The 15,957-nt window shown below is 32.6% G+C and carries 16 protein-coding genes; 2 read left to right on the top strand and 14 right to left on the bottom strand.

The window, feature by feature from the left end:
- Positions 1–291 precede the first annotated feature (291 nt).
- A complete protein-coding gene (locus V5E38_RS08490; RefSeq protein WP_499212923.1) occupies positions 292–1,893 on the top strand; it encodes a glycoside hydrolase family 10-like protein in 1,602 nt (533 codons plus the stop codon).
- Positions 1,894–1,956: 63 nt separating this feature from the next.
- Here the strand turns inward: V5E38_RS08490 and recQ are convergent, their stop codons facing one another.
- From recQ to V5E38_RS08440, 10 genes are all read right to left on the bottom strand, one after another.
- Positions 1,957–4,068 (bottom strand): RecQ family ATP-dependent DNA helicase, encoded by a 2,112-nt coding sequence (gene recQ / locus V5E38_RS08485; protein ID WP_499212922.1) that lies wholly within the window; start codon positions 4,066–4,068, stop codon positions 1,957–1,959.
- Positions 4,069–4,109: 41 nt separating this feature from the next.
- On the bottom strand, positions 4,110–4,550 hold the full coding sequence (locus V5E38_RS08480) for a YaiI/YqxD family protein (protein ID WP_097977482.1): 441 nt from the start codon (positions 4,548–4,550) through the stop codon (positions 4,110–4,112).
- Entirely contained in the window at positions 4,534–5,250 is a 717-nt protein-coding gene (locus V5E38_RS08475) for a pseudouridine synthase (protein WP_499212921.1), read from the bottom strand. Before V5E38_RS08475 ends, V5E38_RS08480 begins: the two co-directional genes overlap by 17 nt.
- Before the next feature lie 82 nt (positions 5,251–5,332).
- Entirely contained in the window at positions 5,333–5,836 is a 504-nt protein-coding gene (locus V5E38_RS08470; protein WP_499212920.1) for an ankyrin repeat domain-containing protein, read from the bottom strand.
- A gap of 2 nt (positions 5,837–5,838) precedes the next feature.
- Positions 5,839–6,783, bottom strand: a complete 945-nt coding sequence (locus V5E38_RS08465; protein ID WP_499212919.1) for a 5-oxoprolinase subunit C family protein — start codon at positions 6,781–6,783, stop codon at positions 5,839–5,841.
- A gap of 4 nt (positions 6,784–6,787) precedes the next feature.
- Positions 6,788–7,543 carry a 5-oxoprolinase subunit PxpA gene (locus V5E38_RS08460; RefSeq protein ID WP_499213542.1) on the bottom strand — a complete coding sequence of 252 codons (756 nt, stop codon included), beginning with the start codon at positions 7,541–7,543 and terminating at the stop codon, positions 6,788–6,790.
- Entirely contained in the window at positions 7,533–8,276 is a 744-nt protein-coding gene (gene pxpB, locus V5E38_RS08455; protein ID WP_499212918.1) for a 5-oxoprolinase subunit B family protein, read from the bottom strand. The genes V5E38_RS08460 and pxpB overlap by 11 nt, the downstream gene beginning before the upstream one ends.
- A complete protein-coding gene (locus V5E38_RS08450; protein WP_499212917.1) occupies positions 8,269–8,886 on the bottom strand; it encodes a pyroglutamyl-peptidase I in 618 nt (205 codons plus the stop codon). Before V5E38_RS08450 ends, pxpB begins: the two co-directional genes overlap by 8 nt.
- A 282-nt stretch (positions 8,887–9,168) precedes the next feature.
- A complete protein-coding gene (locus tag V5E38_RS08445; protein ID WP_499212916.1) occupies positions 9,169–9,495 on the bottom strand; it encodes a LacI family DNA-binding transcriptional regulator in 327 nt (108 codons plus the stop codon).
- 158 nt (positions 9,496–9,653) lie between these two features.
- Complete coding sequence (locus V5E38_RS08440; protein ID WP_499212915.1) at positions 9,654–10,487, bottom strand: protein-glutamine gamma-glutamyltransferase; 834 nt, start codon at positions 10,485–10,487, stop codon at positions 9,654–9,656.
- A gap of 453 nt (positions 10,488–10,940) precedes the next feature.
- Between V5E38_RS08440 and V5E38_RS08435 the strand changes: the two genes are divergently transcribed.
- Positions 10,941–11,789, top strand: a complete 849-nt coding sequence (locus V5E38_RS08435) for an MBL fold metallo-hydrolase (protein WP_499212914.1) — start codon at positions 10,941–10,943, stop codon at positions 11,787–11,789.
- Positions 11,790–12,385: 596 nt separating this feature from the next.
- Here the strand turns inward: V5E38_RS08435 and V5E38_RS08430 are convergent.
- Genes V5E38_RS08430 through V5E38_RS08415 form a run of 4 tightly spaced genes read right to left on the bottom strand, consistent with a single transcriptional unit; the run spans position 12,386 to position 15,946 of the window.
- A complete protein-coding gene (locus V5E38_RS08430; protein WP_499212913.1) occupies positions 12,386–13,414 on the bottom strand; it encodes a Gfo/Idh/MocA family protein in 1,029 nt (342 codons plus the stop codon).
- Positions 13,415–13,446: 32 nt separating this feature from the next.
- Positions 13,447–14,415 (bottom strand): sugar phosphate isomerase/epimerase family protein, encoded by a 969-nt coding sequence (locus V5E38_RS08425; protein ID WP_499212912.1) that lies wholly within the window; start codon positions 14,413–14,415, stop codon positions 13,447–13,449.
- A gap of 24 nt (positions 14,416–14,439) precedes the next feature.
- Positions 14,440–15,156 carry a ThuA domain-containing protein gene (locus V5E38_RS08420; RefSeq protein ID WP_499212911.1) on the bottom strand — a complete coding sequence of 239 codons (717 nt, stop codon included), beginning with the start codon at positions 15,154–15,156 and terminating at the stop codon, positions 14,440–14,442.
- Between the two features lie 43 nt (positions 15,157–15,199).
- Positions 15,200–15,946 (bottom strand): sugar phosphate isomerase/epimerase family protein, encoded by a 747-nt coding sequence (locus V5E38_RS08415; RefSeq protein ID WP_499212910.1) that lies wholly within the window; start codon positions 15,944–15,946, stop codon positions 15,200–15,202.
- Positions 15,947–15,957: the final 11 nt, after the last annotated feature.

Genomic DNA, 15,957 nt, shown 5'->3' with positions numbered 1-15,957 from the left:
AATAAATATTGATATTCATCTTTCGGAAGTAAAGACACTAGACGTTTCTTTGACTCCTCACCAATTGTTTGACAAAAAGTTGTTTTATCAGAACAAGCTATACATCGTGAATGATCAAATTATTTATATTTGAAGGATTTCACAAAAGTATCAAATAACGAAATATAATTTCTTTATTTTTTAAATTTTTTTGAAATTTCATTTCAAAAATCGTAGACAATACTTTCCATTTTTGGTAGTTTTATATTATGTAAGCGCTACTAATTTAATAGAAGGTAAGGTGGAACACTTATGAAGAAAAGAAAACTAGGAAAATATGCGATTGCTGCTACAGTAGGTGCATCTCTATTATTTCAACAAATTCAAAATGTTCATGCTGAAACTACTTCACAGTATTCGGTCCCGCCTAAGCATGAGCTACGAGCAGCTTGGATTGCTTCAGTAGTAAACATAGATTGGCCATCGGCTACTGGCTTGTCTGAAATGCAACAAAAATCGGAGTTTATTAAACTATTAGATGATGTGGAAAAGATGGGCATGAACTCAGTTGTTGTCCAAATTAAACCGACCGCCGATGCTTTTTATCCGTCTGATTATGGTCCGTGGTCTAAATACTTAACTGGTACACAAGGTAAGGATCCGGGCTATGACCCACTTGCATTTATGGTTGAAGAAGCACATAAACGTAATATTGAATTTCATGCTTGGTTTAATCCATATCGTATTACAATGCCACGAACAGCACCAGGTGATGCTACTTTAGAGGATTTAAATACTTTAGCAGAAAACCATCCTGCAAGAAAACATCCTGGATGGGTAATCCCTTATGGCAAGCAATTATATTTTGACCCAGGTAATCCTGATGCACGTCAATTTATTATTGATGGGATTATGGAGGTTGTAAAAAAATATGATATCGATGCAGTACATTTGGATGATTATTTTTATCCATATCGTATTGCAGGTCAAGAATTTCCAGATCAATCCTCGTACGAAAAATATGGTAAACAAAAGTTTGCTAATATTGAAGATTGGCGACGAGACAATGTAAATCAGTTCGTAAAAATTCTTCATAATTCAATTAAAAAAGAAAAATCTTATGTCAAATTTGGAATTAGTCCTTTTGGAGTTTGGCGAAATATCGTAAAAGACCCTACTGGTTCAAATACTACTGCTGGACAAACAAATTATGATGATTTATTTGCTGACACAAGAGAATGGATTAATAAAGAATATCTAGATTATATTACTCCGCAAATCTATTGGAATATAGGATTTGAACCTGCTGCGTATGATATACTTGCAAATTGGTGGACCAAGGAAGTAAAAGGTAAGAATATTGATTTATATATTGGACAAGCTGATTACAAAATTAACGATAACAATGCTGCTTGGGCTTTACCTAATGAATTACCAAAACAAATTGCCTTAAATCGTACAATTCCTGAAATCAAAGGTAGTATGCATTTTTCAATTTCGGACTTAAATCGAAATCCACTTGGTATTAAGGTTCGTTTAAGCCAGGAATTATATAGAACAAAGGCATTAATTCCTTCAATGCCATGGTTAGATGACAAAGCTCCAAAGAAACCAAAATTCGAAAACGCTGTTCGTACAAAAGATGGAATCCAACTAACAATGAATACTCACCCTAATGATCAAGATGTTTCATATTATGTTGTCTACCGTTTTGATGGATTACATAAAGATAGCATTGATGATCCAAGGAACATTTTAACTACAGTTCGTAAATCAGAAAATGGTATAACAACATTTATAGATACAACAGCAAATATCGATAAAGACTACACGTATGAAATAACTGCTGTAGATCGACTTCATAATGAAAGTAAAGAAAGTAATCAAATTAAGGTTAAAGCTAGTAAGAAATAGGAATAATAAAGAGCTTCCCACTCTATAGGAAGCTCTTTATACTTTTAGAGTAAAAAGTTTATATTATGTTGCAGATTTCATAATCACTGCCTTAATCATGAAATAACTAATTTCAGAAGGTAACTCATCTTTTATAGGGCGAAGTTTTTCGCTTCCAACTGTATTAATTACTTCTTTAATTTGTTTTTCAATATCAAAAGGTACTATTTCATCCCAATCAAACTGATCATCTTCCATTGCACTTTGCAGAATATGATTTTCAACAGTAGTTGTATTTAATCCTCTCTCTTTTGCAATTTCAGAAATAGTAAGTCCGTTTTGATAAGATTCGTATGATATTTTGTGTGAAGGTACTTTATTAATAGTTGTCGCTTTTGGTTTTGTTGTCTCTACTTCAATATTGTTTTCTTCTTTATACTTCTTGATTACTTCTATAAATTGCTTACCAAATTTTTGTTGTTTTTGCAAGCCGACACCTTTTGCATGTAAGAATTCTTCATCAGTTGTAGGGAGTAATTTACATAAATCTCGTAAAGTACTATCTGCAAATACGACAAAAGGCGGTACTCCAAGTTCTGTAGCAATTTCTTTACGTAAACTTCGTAGTTGATCGAATAAATTATTATCAACGTGTGTAATTTCAGTAACTTGGATTTCTTCTTTTTTCATTACGTTTATTTTATTTAAAAGTACTTCTCTTCCTCTATTTGTTACAGTTAACAATGGGAATTTACCGCTAGTAACGCCAATAAATTGTTCCGATGTTAAATAATCAATTAAATCGCCGACACTTTTTAATGTACGGGTTTTGAATAAACCGTATGTCGTTAAAGTATGAAAATTTAATTCTATTAATTTTTTATTCATTGATCCTGTTAGAACTGACGCAACCATCGTTTTACCAAATCTTTCGCCCATTCGAATAATGCATGATAAAACGATTTGAGCATCAATTGTAATGTCTATTGAAGTTCTTTGATCAATACAATTACTACATTTACCACAGGAGTGGTCAGTTTCATCCCCAAAGTATTTTAAAATAAATGCTTGTAAACATGTTTCGCAATAACTGTAATCCTTCATTGATTGTAGTTTTGAAATTTCTTGTTTTAGACGATTCTGTTCAAAAGTAGATTGTTCAATTAAAAATCTTTGTATTTGAACATCTTGTGCAGTAAAAAGTAAAATACATTCACTTTCTAATCCATCTCGTCCTGCTCTTCCAGCCTCTTGATAATAGCTTTCCATATTTTTAGGCATTTGGTAATGGATTACGTATCTAACATTACTTTTGTCAATCCCCATTCCAAATGCATTCGTAGCGACCATAACATTAATATTATCTTGTAAAAATGCATCCTGTTGTTTTGAACGTTCTGCATCGCTTAAGCCTGCATGATATTTACCAACAGAGATACCAAGATTTTTTAACTTATTCGTAACATTATCTACTTCTTTTCTAGTTGCGGCGTAAATAATACCTGATTCGTTTTTATTTTGTTTTATGTAATTACAAATATAATCTAATCTATTTTGTCCTCTAATGACTTTAAATGACAAGTTCTCTCTTTCAAAGCCTGTAATGATTGTCGTTTCCTCAATTATTCCTAATTGATTACAAATATCAGATTTAACTTGAGGAGTTGCCGTCGCCGTAAGTGCCAGTATTGTTGGGTTCGTAGGCAATTCTTGTATTAGGTTTTTTATACGTAAGTAACTTGGTCTAAAATCATGTCCCCATGATGATATACAGTGTGCTTCATCTACCGCTACAAGTAAGATTGGCAATCTTTTTAATTCATTGATAAAGCTTTCTGATTCTAATCGTTCAGGTGCAACATATAGAATTTTGTATTCACCATAACTTAAATCCATCATTCTTTCATTTACTTCATTATAAGAAAGTGAACTGTTAATAAATGTGGAAGGAATACCTACTTGATGCAATGCATCTACCTGGTCTTTCATTAAAGAGATTAAAGGAGAAATGACGAGGGTAACTCCTTGGAGAATTGTTGCTGGAATTTGATAACAGATCGACTTTCCACCACCTGTAGGCATGATACCAGCTGTATGTTTTCCTGATAAAACACGTTCAATAATTTGTTCTTGTCCAGCTCTAAAATTTTCATATCCAAAATACTTTTTTAAATATTCTCTTGCAAGTGTTAACATGCTTGCCTCCTTTTTTATTTTATTTGTACCATTCTATTTTACTATAAAGAAATTGAAGAAAGTAATTTTCTTAAGCCGTTTTCAAAATTTGTATTATCTAGCTTCTGACGTTTTTTTGGTCCTTTTACTCGTCCACCTGCATTTCGAATTTTCTTTGAAACATAACGAGTATGTAAAAGTGAATCAATATTTTCATTTGTATATTGAAAACCGTTTTGATTTAATACATAAGCTTGCTTCGATAAAACCATTGCAGCAAGACCATAATCTTGAGTAATGACGAGATCTCCGTTTACAACTCGATTGACTAAAGCAAAATCAACTGCATCCGCACCTTGTGAAACAACGATCGTTTCGGCGCCCTCTCTTTGCATTATATGGGCAGTATCACATAACAAAAGAACGTTTATCTTAAATTCTGCTGCAATTTTAATTGTTTCTGAAACTACTGGACAGCCATCTGCATCAATTAAAATTTTCATTTGATTCTTCCTCTTTCAATTGTTCTTTTAAATTAACTAATTCGTTTTCTGTTAATTTTCTCCATTTACCTATTTCCAGATTTTCCAAATGGATATTCATAATTCGAATTCTCTTTAATTTAATCACTTTAAATCCAAAACTTTTTGCCATTTTCCGAATTTGACGATTTAAGCCTTGCGTTAAAATAATACGGAATGTATATTCATCTATTTTTTTAACTTTACATTTTTTAGTTATAACTGTTCCTATAAGTACACCATTTGACATGCCATTAATAAAATCATCATCAATTGGCTGATTGACTGTGACAATATACTCTTTTTCATGTCCGTGTTCACTATGTAAAATTTTATGTGCAATAGGACCGTCGTTTGTAAGGATGATTAATCCTTCCGAATCTTTATCTAATCTACCTATTGGAAAAATTCTCTTTGGATAATTGACAAAATCAATTATATTTCCTTCTACAGTTTGTAATCCTGTACAAGTAATTCCTACTGGTTTATTTAGAATGATATAGTCCTTTTCACTCGTTAAGTAAATCACTTCATCATTAACTTGTACAAGATCTTCTTCTTTTACTATGCTGTTTTTTTCAGCAGTTAGTCCGTTAATTTTAACCTGTCCTGAAGCAACCAATCGTTCTGCCGCTCTTCTAGAACAATATCCTGATGCGCTAATATAAACATTAATTCTCAATACTTATTCCTCTTTTACTAGTCTTTCTTTTATCATAACAAAAAGTGCTGTGACATAACAGTCATCACAACACTACAAATAATCATAAAGTTACTTCTTTAATAAAATTGATAAACTTTGTATTACCACGCTCTTCAGCAATTTCAATTGGAGTTTTACCAGAATTATTCGTATTAATTTCAGCACCGTTTTTTAACAAAAGTTCAGCAATAGACGTATTTCCTTCAAATGCTGCGATATGTAATGGAGTGTGACCTTCACTGTCACTAATATTAGGATTTGCTCCGTTAGTTAAAAGAAAATCAATCACTTCAATCGACTTAGCACCTGCAATTGCTGCATGGAGTGTAGTGTTTTGCGGTATGAATGAAAGCTTTGAGTGAGAAAGTGCATTGACTTGTGCACCATTTTTTACTAAAGTTTTTACAACTTCATATTGACCATAATGTGCTGCGATTCCAAGTAATGTTAACCCATGCTCATTTTCTTCGTGAATCAAATTTGGCTGTTCACTTATTAACTCCATTACAATTTCATTTTCGCCTTTTTCCGTCGCATCAAATAATTTTGCATGTAAACTTTCCATATTTATCTCTCCTTATTTCTACATTCAATTTGTAAATAGTTTAAAAATAAATGAAGCTTTTTATTTAAAACTCTCGCCTCATCTAGATCTACTGGTATTAATTGCATTGTATTTCCTTGTTGCATTTGTACAAGTTTCCAAAGGTCTGAATAAATTATTGTACCTAATGTTGCATATCCTCCTGTAGTTTGAGAGTCTGCTAGTAAGATAATTGGTTGGCCAGTTGGTATTACTTGGATCGTTCCAAAAGTAGTGCCTTCTGATAGAATATTTGAATCAAACGGTTCTAAATTAGATTTTTTTGAACTTAAATGCATTCCCATCCTATTAAACGTACCAATTGTAAGAGGTTCAGATAAAATTTGTGACTTTATCTGGTGAGGTATTTTCTCAAAATGACTACTTTTTATAAAATGAACCAAATTATGCTTAGGATAGATTGGAATATACTCATGTTTTAGTCCATTTTTCACTAGTTTATAAGAAGAGCTTGAACCATTAATTATTGTACCTTTTTTAGGAATTAATCCGAGAGAAGCAGGCTCATTCGAGGACTGACTTTCGAAATGAGATTCACTTTTAATTCCGCCGGGTACTGATATATATGAATAAACACCAGTATTTCCCCCGTTAAAAGTCAAAATCTCCCCTTTTGCTATGTCGATTATTTTATTCATCTCAACTAATTTACCGTTAATTGTAGGTTTCAAATTTCCACCTGTAATGACGATTGAAAATTGATTTAATGCTTTTAAGACAGTACCACCAATCGCAATTTCTATACTAGCTGCTTTTAATTTATTTCCTATTAATAGATTTCCAATTTGATAAGCTAACTTGTCCATAGCACCAGAAACAGGTATCCCTAAATGTCTAAATTTGTTCCTACCAAAATCTTGAATTGAAACAGATACGCCTTTTTGTAAAACTTCAAAAAGCTCTTTCAAAGTATTACGCTCCTATAGACTTAACAAGTATATTATTTTCACTAAATACCTTACGTAATTCGCTCGCTAATTTAATTGAAATATCTGAATCACTATGAATACAAATGGTATCAGCTTGAATTGGAATATCTTTACCTGAAATTGTCGATACGGTTTTGGTTGTTACAATTTGAAGTGCCTGATTAATGGCATCTTTCGTATTGTGATGAACCGCGTTTAATTGATTACGTGGTACTAATAAACCATCATCACCATAAGCTCGATCTGCAAATACTTCTGAAGAAAAAGGAATATTCATTTCAATCGCTGCTTCTATTAATTTGCTATTTGCTAGTCCATATAAGGTTAGTGAAGAATCGAAGTCTTTCATTGCTTTTGTAATTGCTAAAGCGAGTTTCAGATTTGTAGCTGCCATATTATAAAGTGCTCCATGAGGCTTTAAATGACGAAGTTCAACTCGGTTTACTTTGCATACCGAATAAAGTGCACCAATCTGATATAGAACTAATTTATATATTTCTTCTTCACTGAACTTCATTTCTCTTCTACCAAAACCAAGTAAATCTGGAAAACTTGGATGCGCACCAATTGATAAATTATACTGTTTTGCTAATTTTACTGTTTCATAAATTACAAATGGATCTCCTGCATGATATCCGCAAGCGATATTGGCTGAAGTAATATGTGGCATAATTTGCTCATCATTTATTTTGTAATTTCCAAAACTTTCACCTAAGTCACAGTTTAAATCAATGTGAATCAATAAAACGCACTTCCTTTTTAATTGAATAGTTGTCCTCTTTCACTAGCTGTTCAATCTGATTAAATTCTTCGATAGTAATCTCAAAAAATTTCACTAAATCTCCAGGTTTAAAGTTTTCTGTGACATTATTTTTCGTTGAAAATATTGAAATTGGAGTACGTCCAATAATATTCCAACCACCTGGAGATTCAAATGGATAAATCCCAGTTTGATTTCCAGCAATTCCAACCGAACCCTTTAAAACTGTTTTTGGCTTTATTAGTCTTGGAGTTGATAGTTTAGGATTTAACCCTCCAAGATACGGAAACCCAGGTATAAATCCAATCATATAAATGGGATACACTTTCTCTAGATAAAGTCGAACTACCTCTTCTGTTTTTAGTTTATTATCTTCTGCTACTTTTTGAAGTTCTGTCCCAAAAGTGGCATTAAAACAAATAGGTATTTCATAAATTATGTGTTCTCTGTTAATTTTTGAACGATTATAACGATTAAAATGAGATTTTATTTCTTGGTTTATATCCGTGTATGAACAGTTAATTGAATCATAAAAAATCGTAATCGAATGATAAGATGGTACGACTGCTGTTATTTTCGTCCTTAATTTAGTTTTTAGATATTCTGAGAAAGCATGTACTAGATTATTTGTTTCCATTGAAATCGAATCACCTAAATAACATACTAAGCCAGAGCAACCTAATGGAAAAATATCTAATTTAGTGCTAGTCATTTAGACTAATCACTTCAATTGCAAGCTTGATAGCATTCGTCAAATCTGTTTGCGACCAACTTGGCAACTTTCGATCAATTACGGCCATTTCATGTGAAGCTGGAATATGAATAAAGCCACTAGGAATTTTCTTGTTTAATTTTTTTAATTCATTAAGCATTTGATACATAACGTTATTACACAAGTAAGTACCTGCAGAATCGGATATTTCAGCTGGAAATTTGTGATTGTTTAATTCATTAACAATCTTTTGAATTGGAAGTGTTGTAAATAGTCCATCCGGGGCTTCTGGATCAATTTTAGCCCCTGCATATTTATTCCCTTTATTATCCGCTGCACCATCATTGCAATTTATGGCAATCCGTTCAGGTGTTATTTTAAATCTACCACCTGCTAATCCTAATGATATAACCGCAGATGGGTTATAAGTATGAAACAATTTTATTAACTCATTACCCGCTGTACTGAAATCAACAGGTAAAACTGCCCCGATAATTTGAAACCCTCCAACCTCTTGATTATTTAACTCTTTCACAATTTCTTCTGTAGGATTAATTGAAAAGTTCAGAAAAGGTTCAAAACCTGTTAACAATAATGTGTTCAAAAGCATTCAGTCCTTTGGTAGAATTTATATAGTTCAATATTTCGACAAGCTCAGTATAATTTCCTGTCATATTAGTAAAAGAGGTTGAATTCCAAGGGATGTTCTTTTTAAATTAAAATCATCTGTTCAATATTGACTATTAAAAACTGTTTTTTTTCTTTATTTCGTCACAATACGGTATGTGAAATTTTCAGTAAAAGACATAAAAAAAGAAACTTAAACCTCTCTTTTTTAAGAAAAATTTAAATCTCTTTAAGAAAAACTTAAGTTTCTGATATAATTTTATTCTTAAGAAGAACCTCCAACAGTTAATGAAACTTCAATTTTCTTATTCTCAACAACTTCGTTAGAAATGAGTTTCAATAAATTTTTAGCCGCTAATGAGACCCAATCAAATGTAGAATAAGATACTGTACTTAATCTAGGTGTTACATATTGTGATAATTCAATATTATCAAAACCTATAATAAAAACATCTTTGCCTACTTTGTAATCTGTATCTTGTAAATAGTTATAGATCCCAATCGCCATTTCATCACTTAAACAGAAAACTGCACTTGGTTCAGTATAGTTTGAAAAGATTTGTTTTGCTGCTAACACTCCTGAATCTTTCATAAAATCCGATCAAGTTTTATTTTAAATAGATTAAGTAGCAAAAGGAATATTGGGACTTAAATTAATGGAAATATTATAAAAATAGTGAGGTTTAGGCAAAAAAATCAGCCAAGACCTCACTTTGCTTTTATTTAAGTATTAACGATAACTATTGAATATCACATAAACAAATTTAACAAATACATATAAAAATCAAATGAAATCGAACTTTGGTTATGATGCAAGACTATATTCCTATTTTTATTAATTGAATAGTCTCGTTGCCAACTCGATAATTCTGCCAAATGTTTAAAATTCGGTCTAGTAACAGAATTAGAAAGATAGGCAGACCGATATGCACCTGGCCATCTCATTTTATTTAGTGAAAAAATCATTTGTTCGGCTGTCATTATTCCTAATCCATGTCCAAAATACGTACCATCACCAAGAACAACTGCATTTTCTCCTCTCCACTCAGGGGTTAGTGGACTAAATTCTGGATTATTAAAATATACGATATCTCCTGGTAAAATTCGGTCAGAATACTGGGCACCTATTCCTAAGTTAGGATCAGTATGCCAACCGTATAAATAGATGTTTTGAAAAATTTGATTAAATAAGTCTTCACCAATCAGATTTAGGACCGCATGGTAATAGATAATGACCATTGCCGTTGCACATTCAAACGCATATAATGAACTATTAAAGTAAATATCATTAATCGCGTCAGAAGGTCTTACACCTTGCCTTAATAGGAACCCTCCTGTTCTCATTAATTGCCAGTACATTGGATTACATCGTGATTTTGCAAATACTGCAAAGCTTAATCTATTTTGAAACATAGCTCTCGCACTTAAAGTGATATTATTTCGCAACATACTTTCAAATTCATCAATGGATCGAAAATCATGAACCGTCGGATTTTCATTCATCTGTTGAATTTTCATACTTATAACACTATCAGACGCCCCTGTGTCACTTTGTTGAACTGGCATCCTCGATAAATGATTCATAATATACCTCTTTTCAGCATCAAGTATTATTTTCCATATATACCCATCATATTCAAAGATTGCTTTGAAGTGTATATTCGACGAAGAACCTTTCTCAATGGTTTTTTTTTTATACAGAAATTTGAAAATGTAAAGGAAAATTAGCCATTAAGATACTACATCTCCAATAGTTATATATTTTAAAATTCTCATTGTTATTAAGAAACAAATAGGAACTTTGAAGTACCATAAGCACAAAAAAGTACCATATATACTCATAATATTGGTAAAGGTATAATAGATCTGACTTACTTTATATTGCTTATTTTAATTAGTTTGCTGTAAAAGTAAGTTTATGAAATTAGGTATGTATTATTAAACCAATTAGTAAAAGGGAATAATGTGCGAAGGAAAATTAAATTAGGATAACTGTATATATAAATACTATTTTTGATAAAAGTGAGGAATTGAAAAATGAAAGAACAAAAACTTGCTATTGACGTATACCATGCAGAAGAAGCTAATGTAAATGCTTATATTTTTTCTGATAATAAAGGAACCTTTATTGTAGACTGCACACGAAACAGCGAGGAGGCACGAAAAGTAGCGGCACTTGCACTATCAAAAGGGTCAATACCAAAGACAATGCTAATTACACACGGACATCCGGATCATTATCTCGGTATGGGGACTATGTTGCAGGAGTTTCCTGATCTTAAAATTGTCGTTGCTTCACAGGAAGTAAAAAATGATATCATCAATTTTACTGAATGGATGGATTCTGTTAATTGGCTTGAAGGTGAACAGGACATGAAACCTAAATCAGAAAAATATCCAGATGGATTTGATTATAAAATGCGATTGGAAGTATTAGAAACAAATGAAATAGTTCTTCCAGGAGGTAGTGTACTTGAAATCAAAGCGGATTATCCACCAACTGAGAGTGCCCATGTGACCACCCTTTACTCTCGCGACCTGAATGCGCTCATCAGTTCAGATCTAACTTACAATAAAGTTCACATTTGGCTAGGTGTTGGGGTTGAGCGAGAGCATATCAAAAACTGGCAGGAACAGTTAGAACTACTCAAAGTGAAATTCGGACCACTCGAACCGACGGTCTATCCTGGGCATGAAGCCCCGACGGATACATCAATTTTTGAAATTGATAAAAAGTACATGGATGATTTACTAAATGCAGTCCAAATATCAGAGACAGAGGATGAAGCAAAACAGAAAATGATGCAACTCTATCCTGACTGGCAGAACACTGAGTTCCTATTAACTGAGAGTATTAAGAATCAAATTGAATTATCTCGTAAGTAACCCTATTATATTAGTTATTTTATACTTTATTATGGTGGTTAAAATTCGTCCATATCAAAATCTTTGATATAGACTAAATAATTGATTGGGTTATTGCCTTTTGGTTTTAATTGGTTGCAAACAAATGTGTAAATATATTAAATGTGTATATTTATTGTCACACATAAAAATGAAGGATAGAAAAGCTGATATGTTATCTGCTATTTCTATCCTATTTTTGTACTCATATGTCCTCTACTATGTTCTAGTAAGCTTGTTTTTCTTGTAGTTATTTTAAATGTACTACTTACGGTAAATGAAATTTTTTGCTAATATGCTAAAATCCTTGGTTGCTAAAAGGTAATTACTTAAGGCTTTTAATAGCAAAATAATTATATCTCCATTGCTTTCACCAGCTTGAATACTAAAATATTTATCAAACATAAACCATTGTACAAATCGTCTTCATATTGGTGAGAGAACACAGTAAGTAAGAATTCCCTTAAAATTTCAAAGATGCTTTTTAAAAATAAAAAAAGCAAATAACATGAACGAAACCGTCCACATCATTTACTTTTTCTCGGTCTAACGCTTAAATTTTAAGTGGTTAAAATAGTTTATAAATAAATCCTCTCTTTTTTCTTACCTGATTCATAGATTGCACAAATCATTTTTTGAGTTTTCATCGCTTCTTCACCAGTTATATGTAACTGAGAATGATCATTCAATGATTCATAAAAATTATTAATCTGTTTTACATGACTTACGCCCCAATATCCTTTCGCACCATTGCCATAATCAAAGGTTTCATTTGGATTGTTATCAGCAACGAACTCTCTTCCATCGTTTAAAGAGACTACTCCACGGTCAGCAACCATTTTAGCAAGTCCGTTTTCACAATGAAGCTCAATTGTAACTGGTGCATCATAAGAATAATAGTTTATAGTATGAAAAGCCGTAACTACTCCGTTTCTATACTTAATAACTCCTTCTGCACAATCTTCAACTTCAATTATTTCATGTGCTCTATTACTAATAGTCGCGTCAACATATTCAATCTCATCATCAACGAACCATCGCATTAAATCCATCGTATGAATAGCTTGGTCAATGACTACACCGCCACCTTCTTTTTCCCAAGTCCCTTTCCAATCACTAGTTAAATAGTACTCATCAGTACGGTCCCAAGTTACAGATAGTTTTCCAGATTTAATTTTACCTAAAGTACCATTTTGTAACATTTCTTTAATTAGAACTGATCCTGGATTATACCTATTTTGGAAAATGACACCTAATGTTACTCCATTATTTTTTGCTGTTTCTACCATTTCCTGTGCATCAGAATAATGAATAGACATAGGCTTTTCAGTAAGAACATGGATTTTTCGTTTTGCGGCTTCAATTGCAACCGGCGCATGTAAATAATGTGGTAAGCAAATATGGATAACATCTAAACTTTCTTTCTCAAAAAGCTCCAGATAGTTTGTGTAATAAGTACATTTGAATTGTTCAGCTTTCTTTTTTGCTCGCTCTTCCTTAATGTCACAAACCGCTACTAATTCAACATTTTCTCTTATGAAAGCAGGTTGTGCGTGCATTAAAAAAATATTTCCACAACCAATAATCGCAACTCTTAATTTTTCCATTTTTACACCAACTTTTGGTTACTTATCTTTTATCAAGTCCACCACATTTGTGATGGCTCTTCATTTATTAATACAGACTGTAAGTTTTTTACAGCACGTGAAAACCCTTCTTCAATCGACATGATTGGATCTTCATGTTCAATACTAACGACATAATCATATCCAAAAGTACGTAGTGCACTCATCATATCGGACCAATCTTTCAAACTATGTCCACAGCCTACTGATCTAAATGTCCAAGCTCTAGTTTGAACTTCACCATAAGGTTGCATATCAGTTAAACCATACATATTTACATTATCTTGATCGATATAAGTATCTTTTGCATGGAAATGATGAATCGCATTTTCTTTTCCAAGTATTTTAATCGCTGCTACAGGATCAATCCCTTGCCACCAAAGATGACTAGGATCCAAATTAGCACCAATTGCATCACTAGTTTCTTTACGTAACTTTAATAATGTATATGGAGTATGAACTAAAAAGCCACCATGTAGTTCTAGCCCAATTTTCACTTGATGATCCTCCGCAAATTTGCCCATTTCTTTCCAATAAGGAATTAGCTTTTCTTCCCATTGCCAATTTAGAACATCCCTATACTCATTTGGCCAAGCAGTTACAGGCCAACTTGGAAACTTTGCTTCTTCATGGTCACCACTCGTTCCAGAAAAGCAATTTACAACTGGTACACTTAATAGCGAAGCCAGTTTAATTGTTTTAGCAAGTACATTATTGGATTCCTTTGCAAACTCTTTATCAGGTGATAAAGGATTTCCATGACAACTAAAAGCGCTAATCGTTAATCCACGTTTTTCTACTTTTTCAATATACTCTCTTCTTAGTTGCTCACTTTCTAATAAATCATTTAACGGACAATGAGCATTCCCAGGGTAACAACCAGTTCCTATTTCAACAGCCTTTAATCCGGAGAGTGCAACTTTATCAAGCATTTCTTCAAATGATTGATCCGCAAATAATACCGTGAATACTCCTAATTTCATCTTTTTCTCACTCCAATCTATTATTTACGTTAATGCCTCAATGGCTTCTTTATGGCCATATGAAGGATAATTTCTTTTTGATTTATTCGCCCAATTTACTGCATTAATGATAATTTTTTGAACTTCTTTATGATGATAAGTTGGATAAGTTTCATGACCTGGTCTGAAATAAAAGATTTTCCCATTCCCTCTTTTAAATGTACATCCACTTCTAAATACCTCTCCACCTTTAAACCAACTTACTAAAACTAGTTCATCTGGGGTAGGAATATCAAAATGTTCTCCATACATTTCTTCTTGATCAATCTCAATATATTCGCCAATTCCATCTACTATTGGATGAGACGGATCGACAACCCAAAGTCTTTCCGTTTCCGCTGCTTCACGCCATTTTAAATCGCAGCTAGTCCCCATTAATTTTTTAAAAATCTTAGAAAAATGTCCAGAATGTAGGACAATTAATCCCATTCCTTGCAATACTTTTTCATAAACTTTTTGAACAATTTGATCCCGCACATCATTATGAGCAATATGTCCCCACCAAATTAATACATCAGTATTTTCTAGCACTTCATCCGTCAATCCATGCTCAGGTTGCTCTAATGTAGCCGTCATAGTATGGTACCCTGCTTCATTTAAGAAAGTAGCAATGGTTCTGTGTATTCCGCTTGGATAAATGCTTTTTACATCAGGATTAATTTGTTCATGTCGATTTTCATTCCAAATCGTTACTTTTACCATATGACTCACCCATCTCTATTTTTTTACATAGTTTAATAGTTTCTTAAGCTTCAGCTAGTATCATTTTTAAGTTATTCAATCCAACTTCTACACTTTCTAATTGTGGTTTAGAAAAAGCTTCTTGCTCAACAATTAACCATTCGGCGGAATTTAGTTTTGCTTGTTGTACAATACCTTTTATATTCATAATTCCATTTCCTACTTCGGTACTTTCCTCTTTAGATGGAGCCATATCCTTCACATGAATTAATGGCGTTCTTCCTTTATGCTTACTCATATATTCAACCGCATCTACTCCAGCAAATTCTAACCAATAAGTATCCAACTCTGCTTTTAAGAGATTAGTTGGAACTGAATTTAATAAAATATCGAGAATATATTCATTTTCAAATATAACTAATTCATGAGCATGATTGTGATAGACTAAAGATAGCCCTGATTCAGCCAGCTTCTTTCCTGACTGTTGTAAATGTTCTGCAAATTCTTTCCATTCTTCTAAACTAGTAAAATTAGCCCAAGGACATACAACGTATTTGTTTCCTAATTCTTTTTCGAAAGCAATTACCTCATCAATGTGATGGATAATTTGATCTGCACTTACATGGGCTCCTGCTATCTTTAACCCTAGTTTGTTTAAAACAGACTTTATTTCCGAAGCAATTTTACCATAGTATCCCGCGAACTCAACACCGTCATAACCCATTTGCGCTACTTTTTCTAATGTACCGAAAAAGTCGATTGCTGCATCCTCTTTAACACTCCATAATTGTAGGGCAATTGGTAATGTCATTTATTCCATCT

It is taken from the genome of Rossellomorea sp. GAMAL-10_SWC, assembly GCF_049568075.1.
Classification (GTDB): Bacteria; Bacillota; Bacilli; order Bacillales; family Bacillaceae_G; genus Gottfriedia.
This window is presented reverse-complemented; position numbering and strand designations above follow the sequence as displayed.

Coding starts and splice junctions, on each gene's coding strand:
- V5E38_RS08490 (WP_499212923.1), top strand. CDS start 292: ATGAAGAAAAGAAAACTAGGAAAATATGCGATTGCTGCTACAGTAGGT.
- recQ (WP_499212922.1), bottom strand. CDS start 4,068: ATGTTAACACTTGCAAGAGAATATTTAAAAAAGTATTTTGGATATGAA.
- V5E38_RS08480 (WP_097977482.1), bottom strand. CDS start 4,550: ATGAAAATTTTAATTGATGCAGATGGCTGTCCAGTAGTTTCAGAAACA.
- V5E38_RS08470 (WP_499212920.1), bottom strand. CDS start 5,836: ATGGAAAGTTTACATGCAAAATTATTTGATGCGACGGAAAAAGGCGAA.
- pxpB (WP_499212918.1), bottom strand. CDS start 8,276: ATGACTAGCACTAAATTAGATATTTTTCCATTAGGTTGCTCTGGCTTA.
- V5E38_RS08450 (WP_499212917.1), bottom strand. CDS start 8,886: ATGCTTTTGAACACATTATTGTTAACAGGTTTTGAACCTTTTCTGAAC.
- V5E38_RS08445 (WP_499212916.1), bottom strand. CDS start 9,495: ATGAAAGATTCAGGAGTGTTAGCAGCAAAACAAATCTTTTCAAACTAT.
- V5E38_RS08440 (WP_499212915.1), bottom strand. CDS start 10,487: ATGAATCATTTATCGAGGATGCCAGTTCAACAAAGTGACACAGGGGCG.
- V5E38_RS08435 (WP_499212914.1), top strand. CDS start 10,941: ATGAAAGAACAAAAACTTGCTATTGACGTATACCATGCAGAAGAAGCT.
- V5E38_RS08430 (WP_499212913.1), bottom strand. CDS start 13,414: ATGGAAAAATTAAGAGTTGCGATTATTGGTTGTGGAAATATTTTTTTA.
- V5E38_RS08425 (WP_499212912.1), bottom strand. CDS start 14,415: ATGAAATTAGGAGTATTCACGGTATTATTTGCGGATCAATCATTTGAA.
- V5E38_RS08420 (WP_499212911.1), bottom strand. CDS start 15,156: ATGGTAAAAGTAACGATTTGGAATGAAAATCGACATGAACAAATTAAT.
- V5E38_RS08415 (WP_499212910.1), bottom strand. CDS start 15,946: ATGACATTACCAATTGCCCTACAATTATGGAGTGTTAAAGAGGATGCA.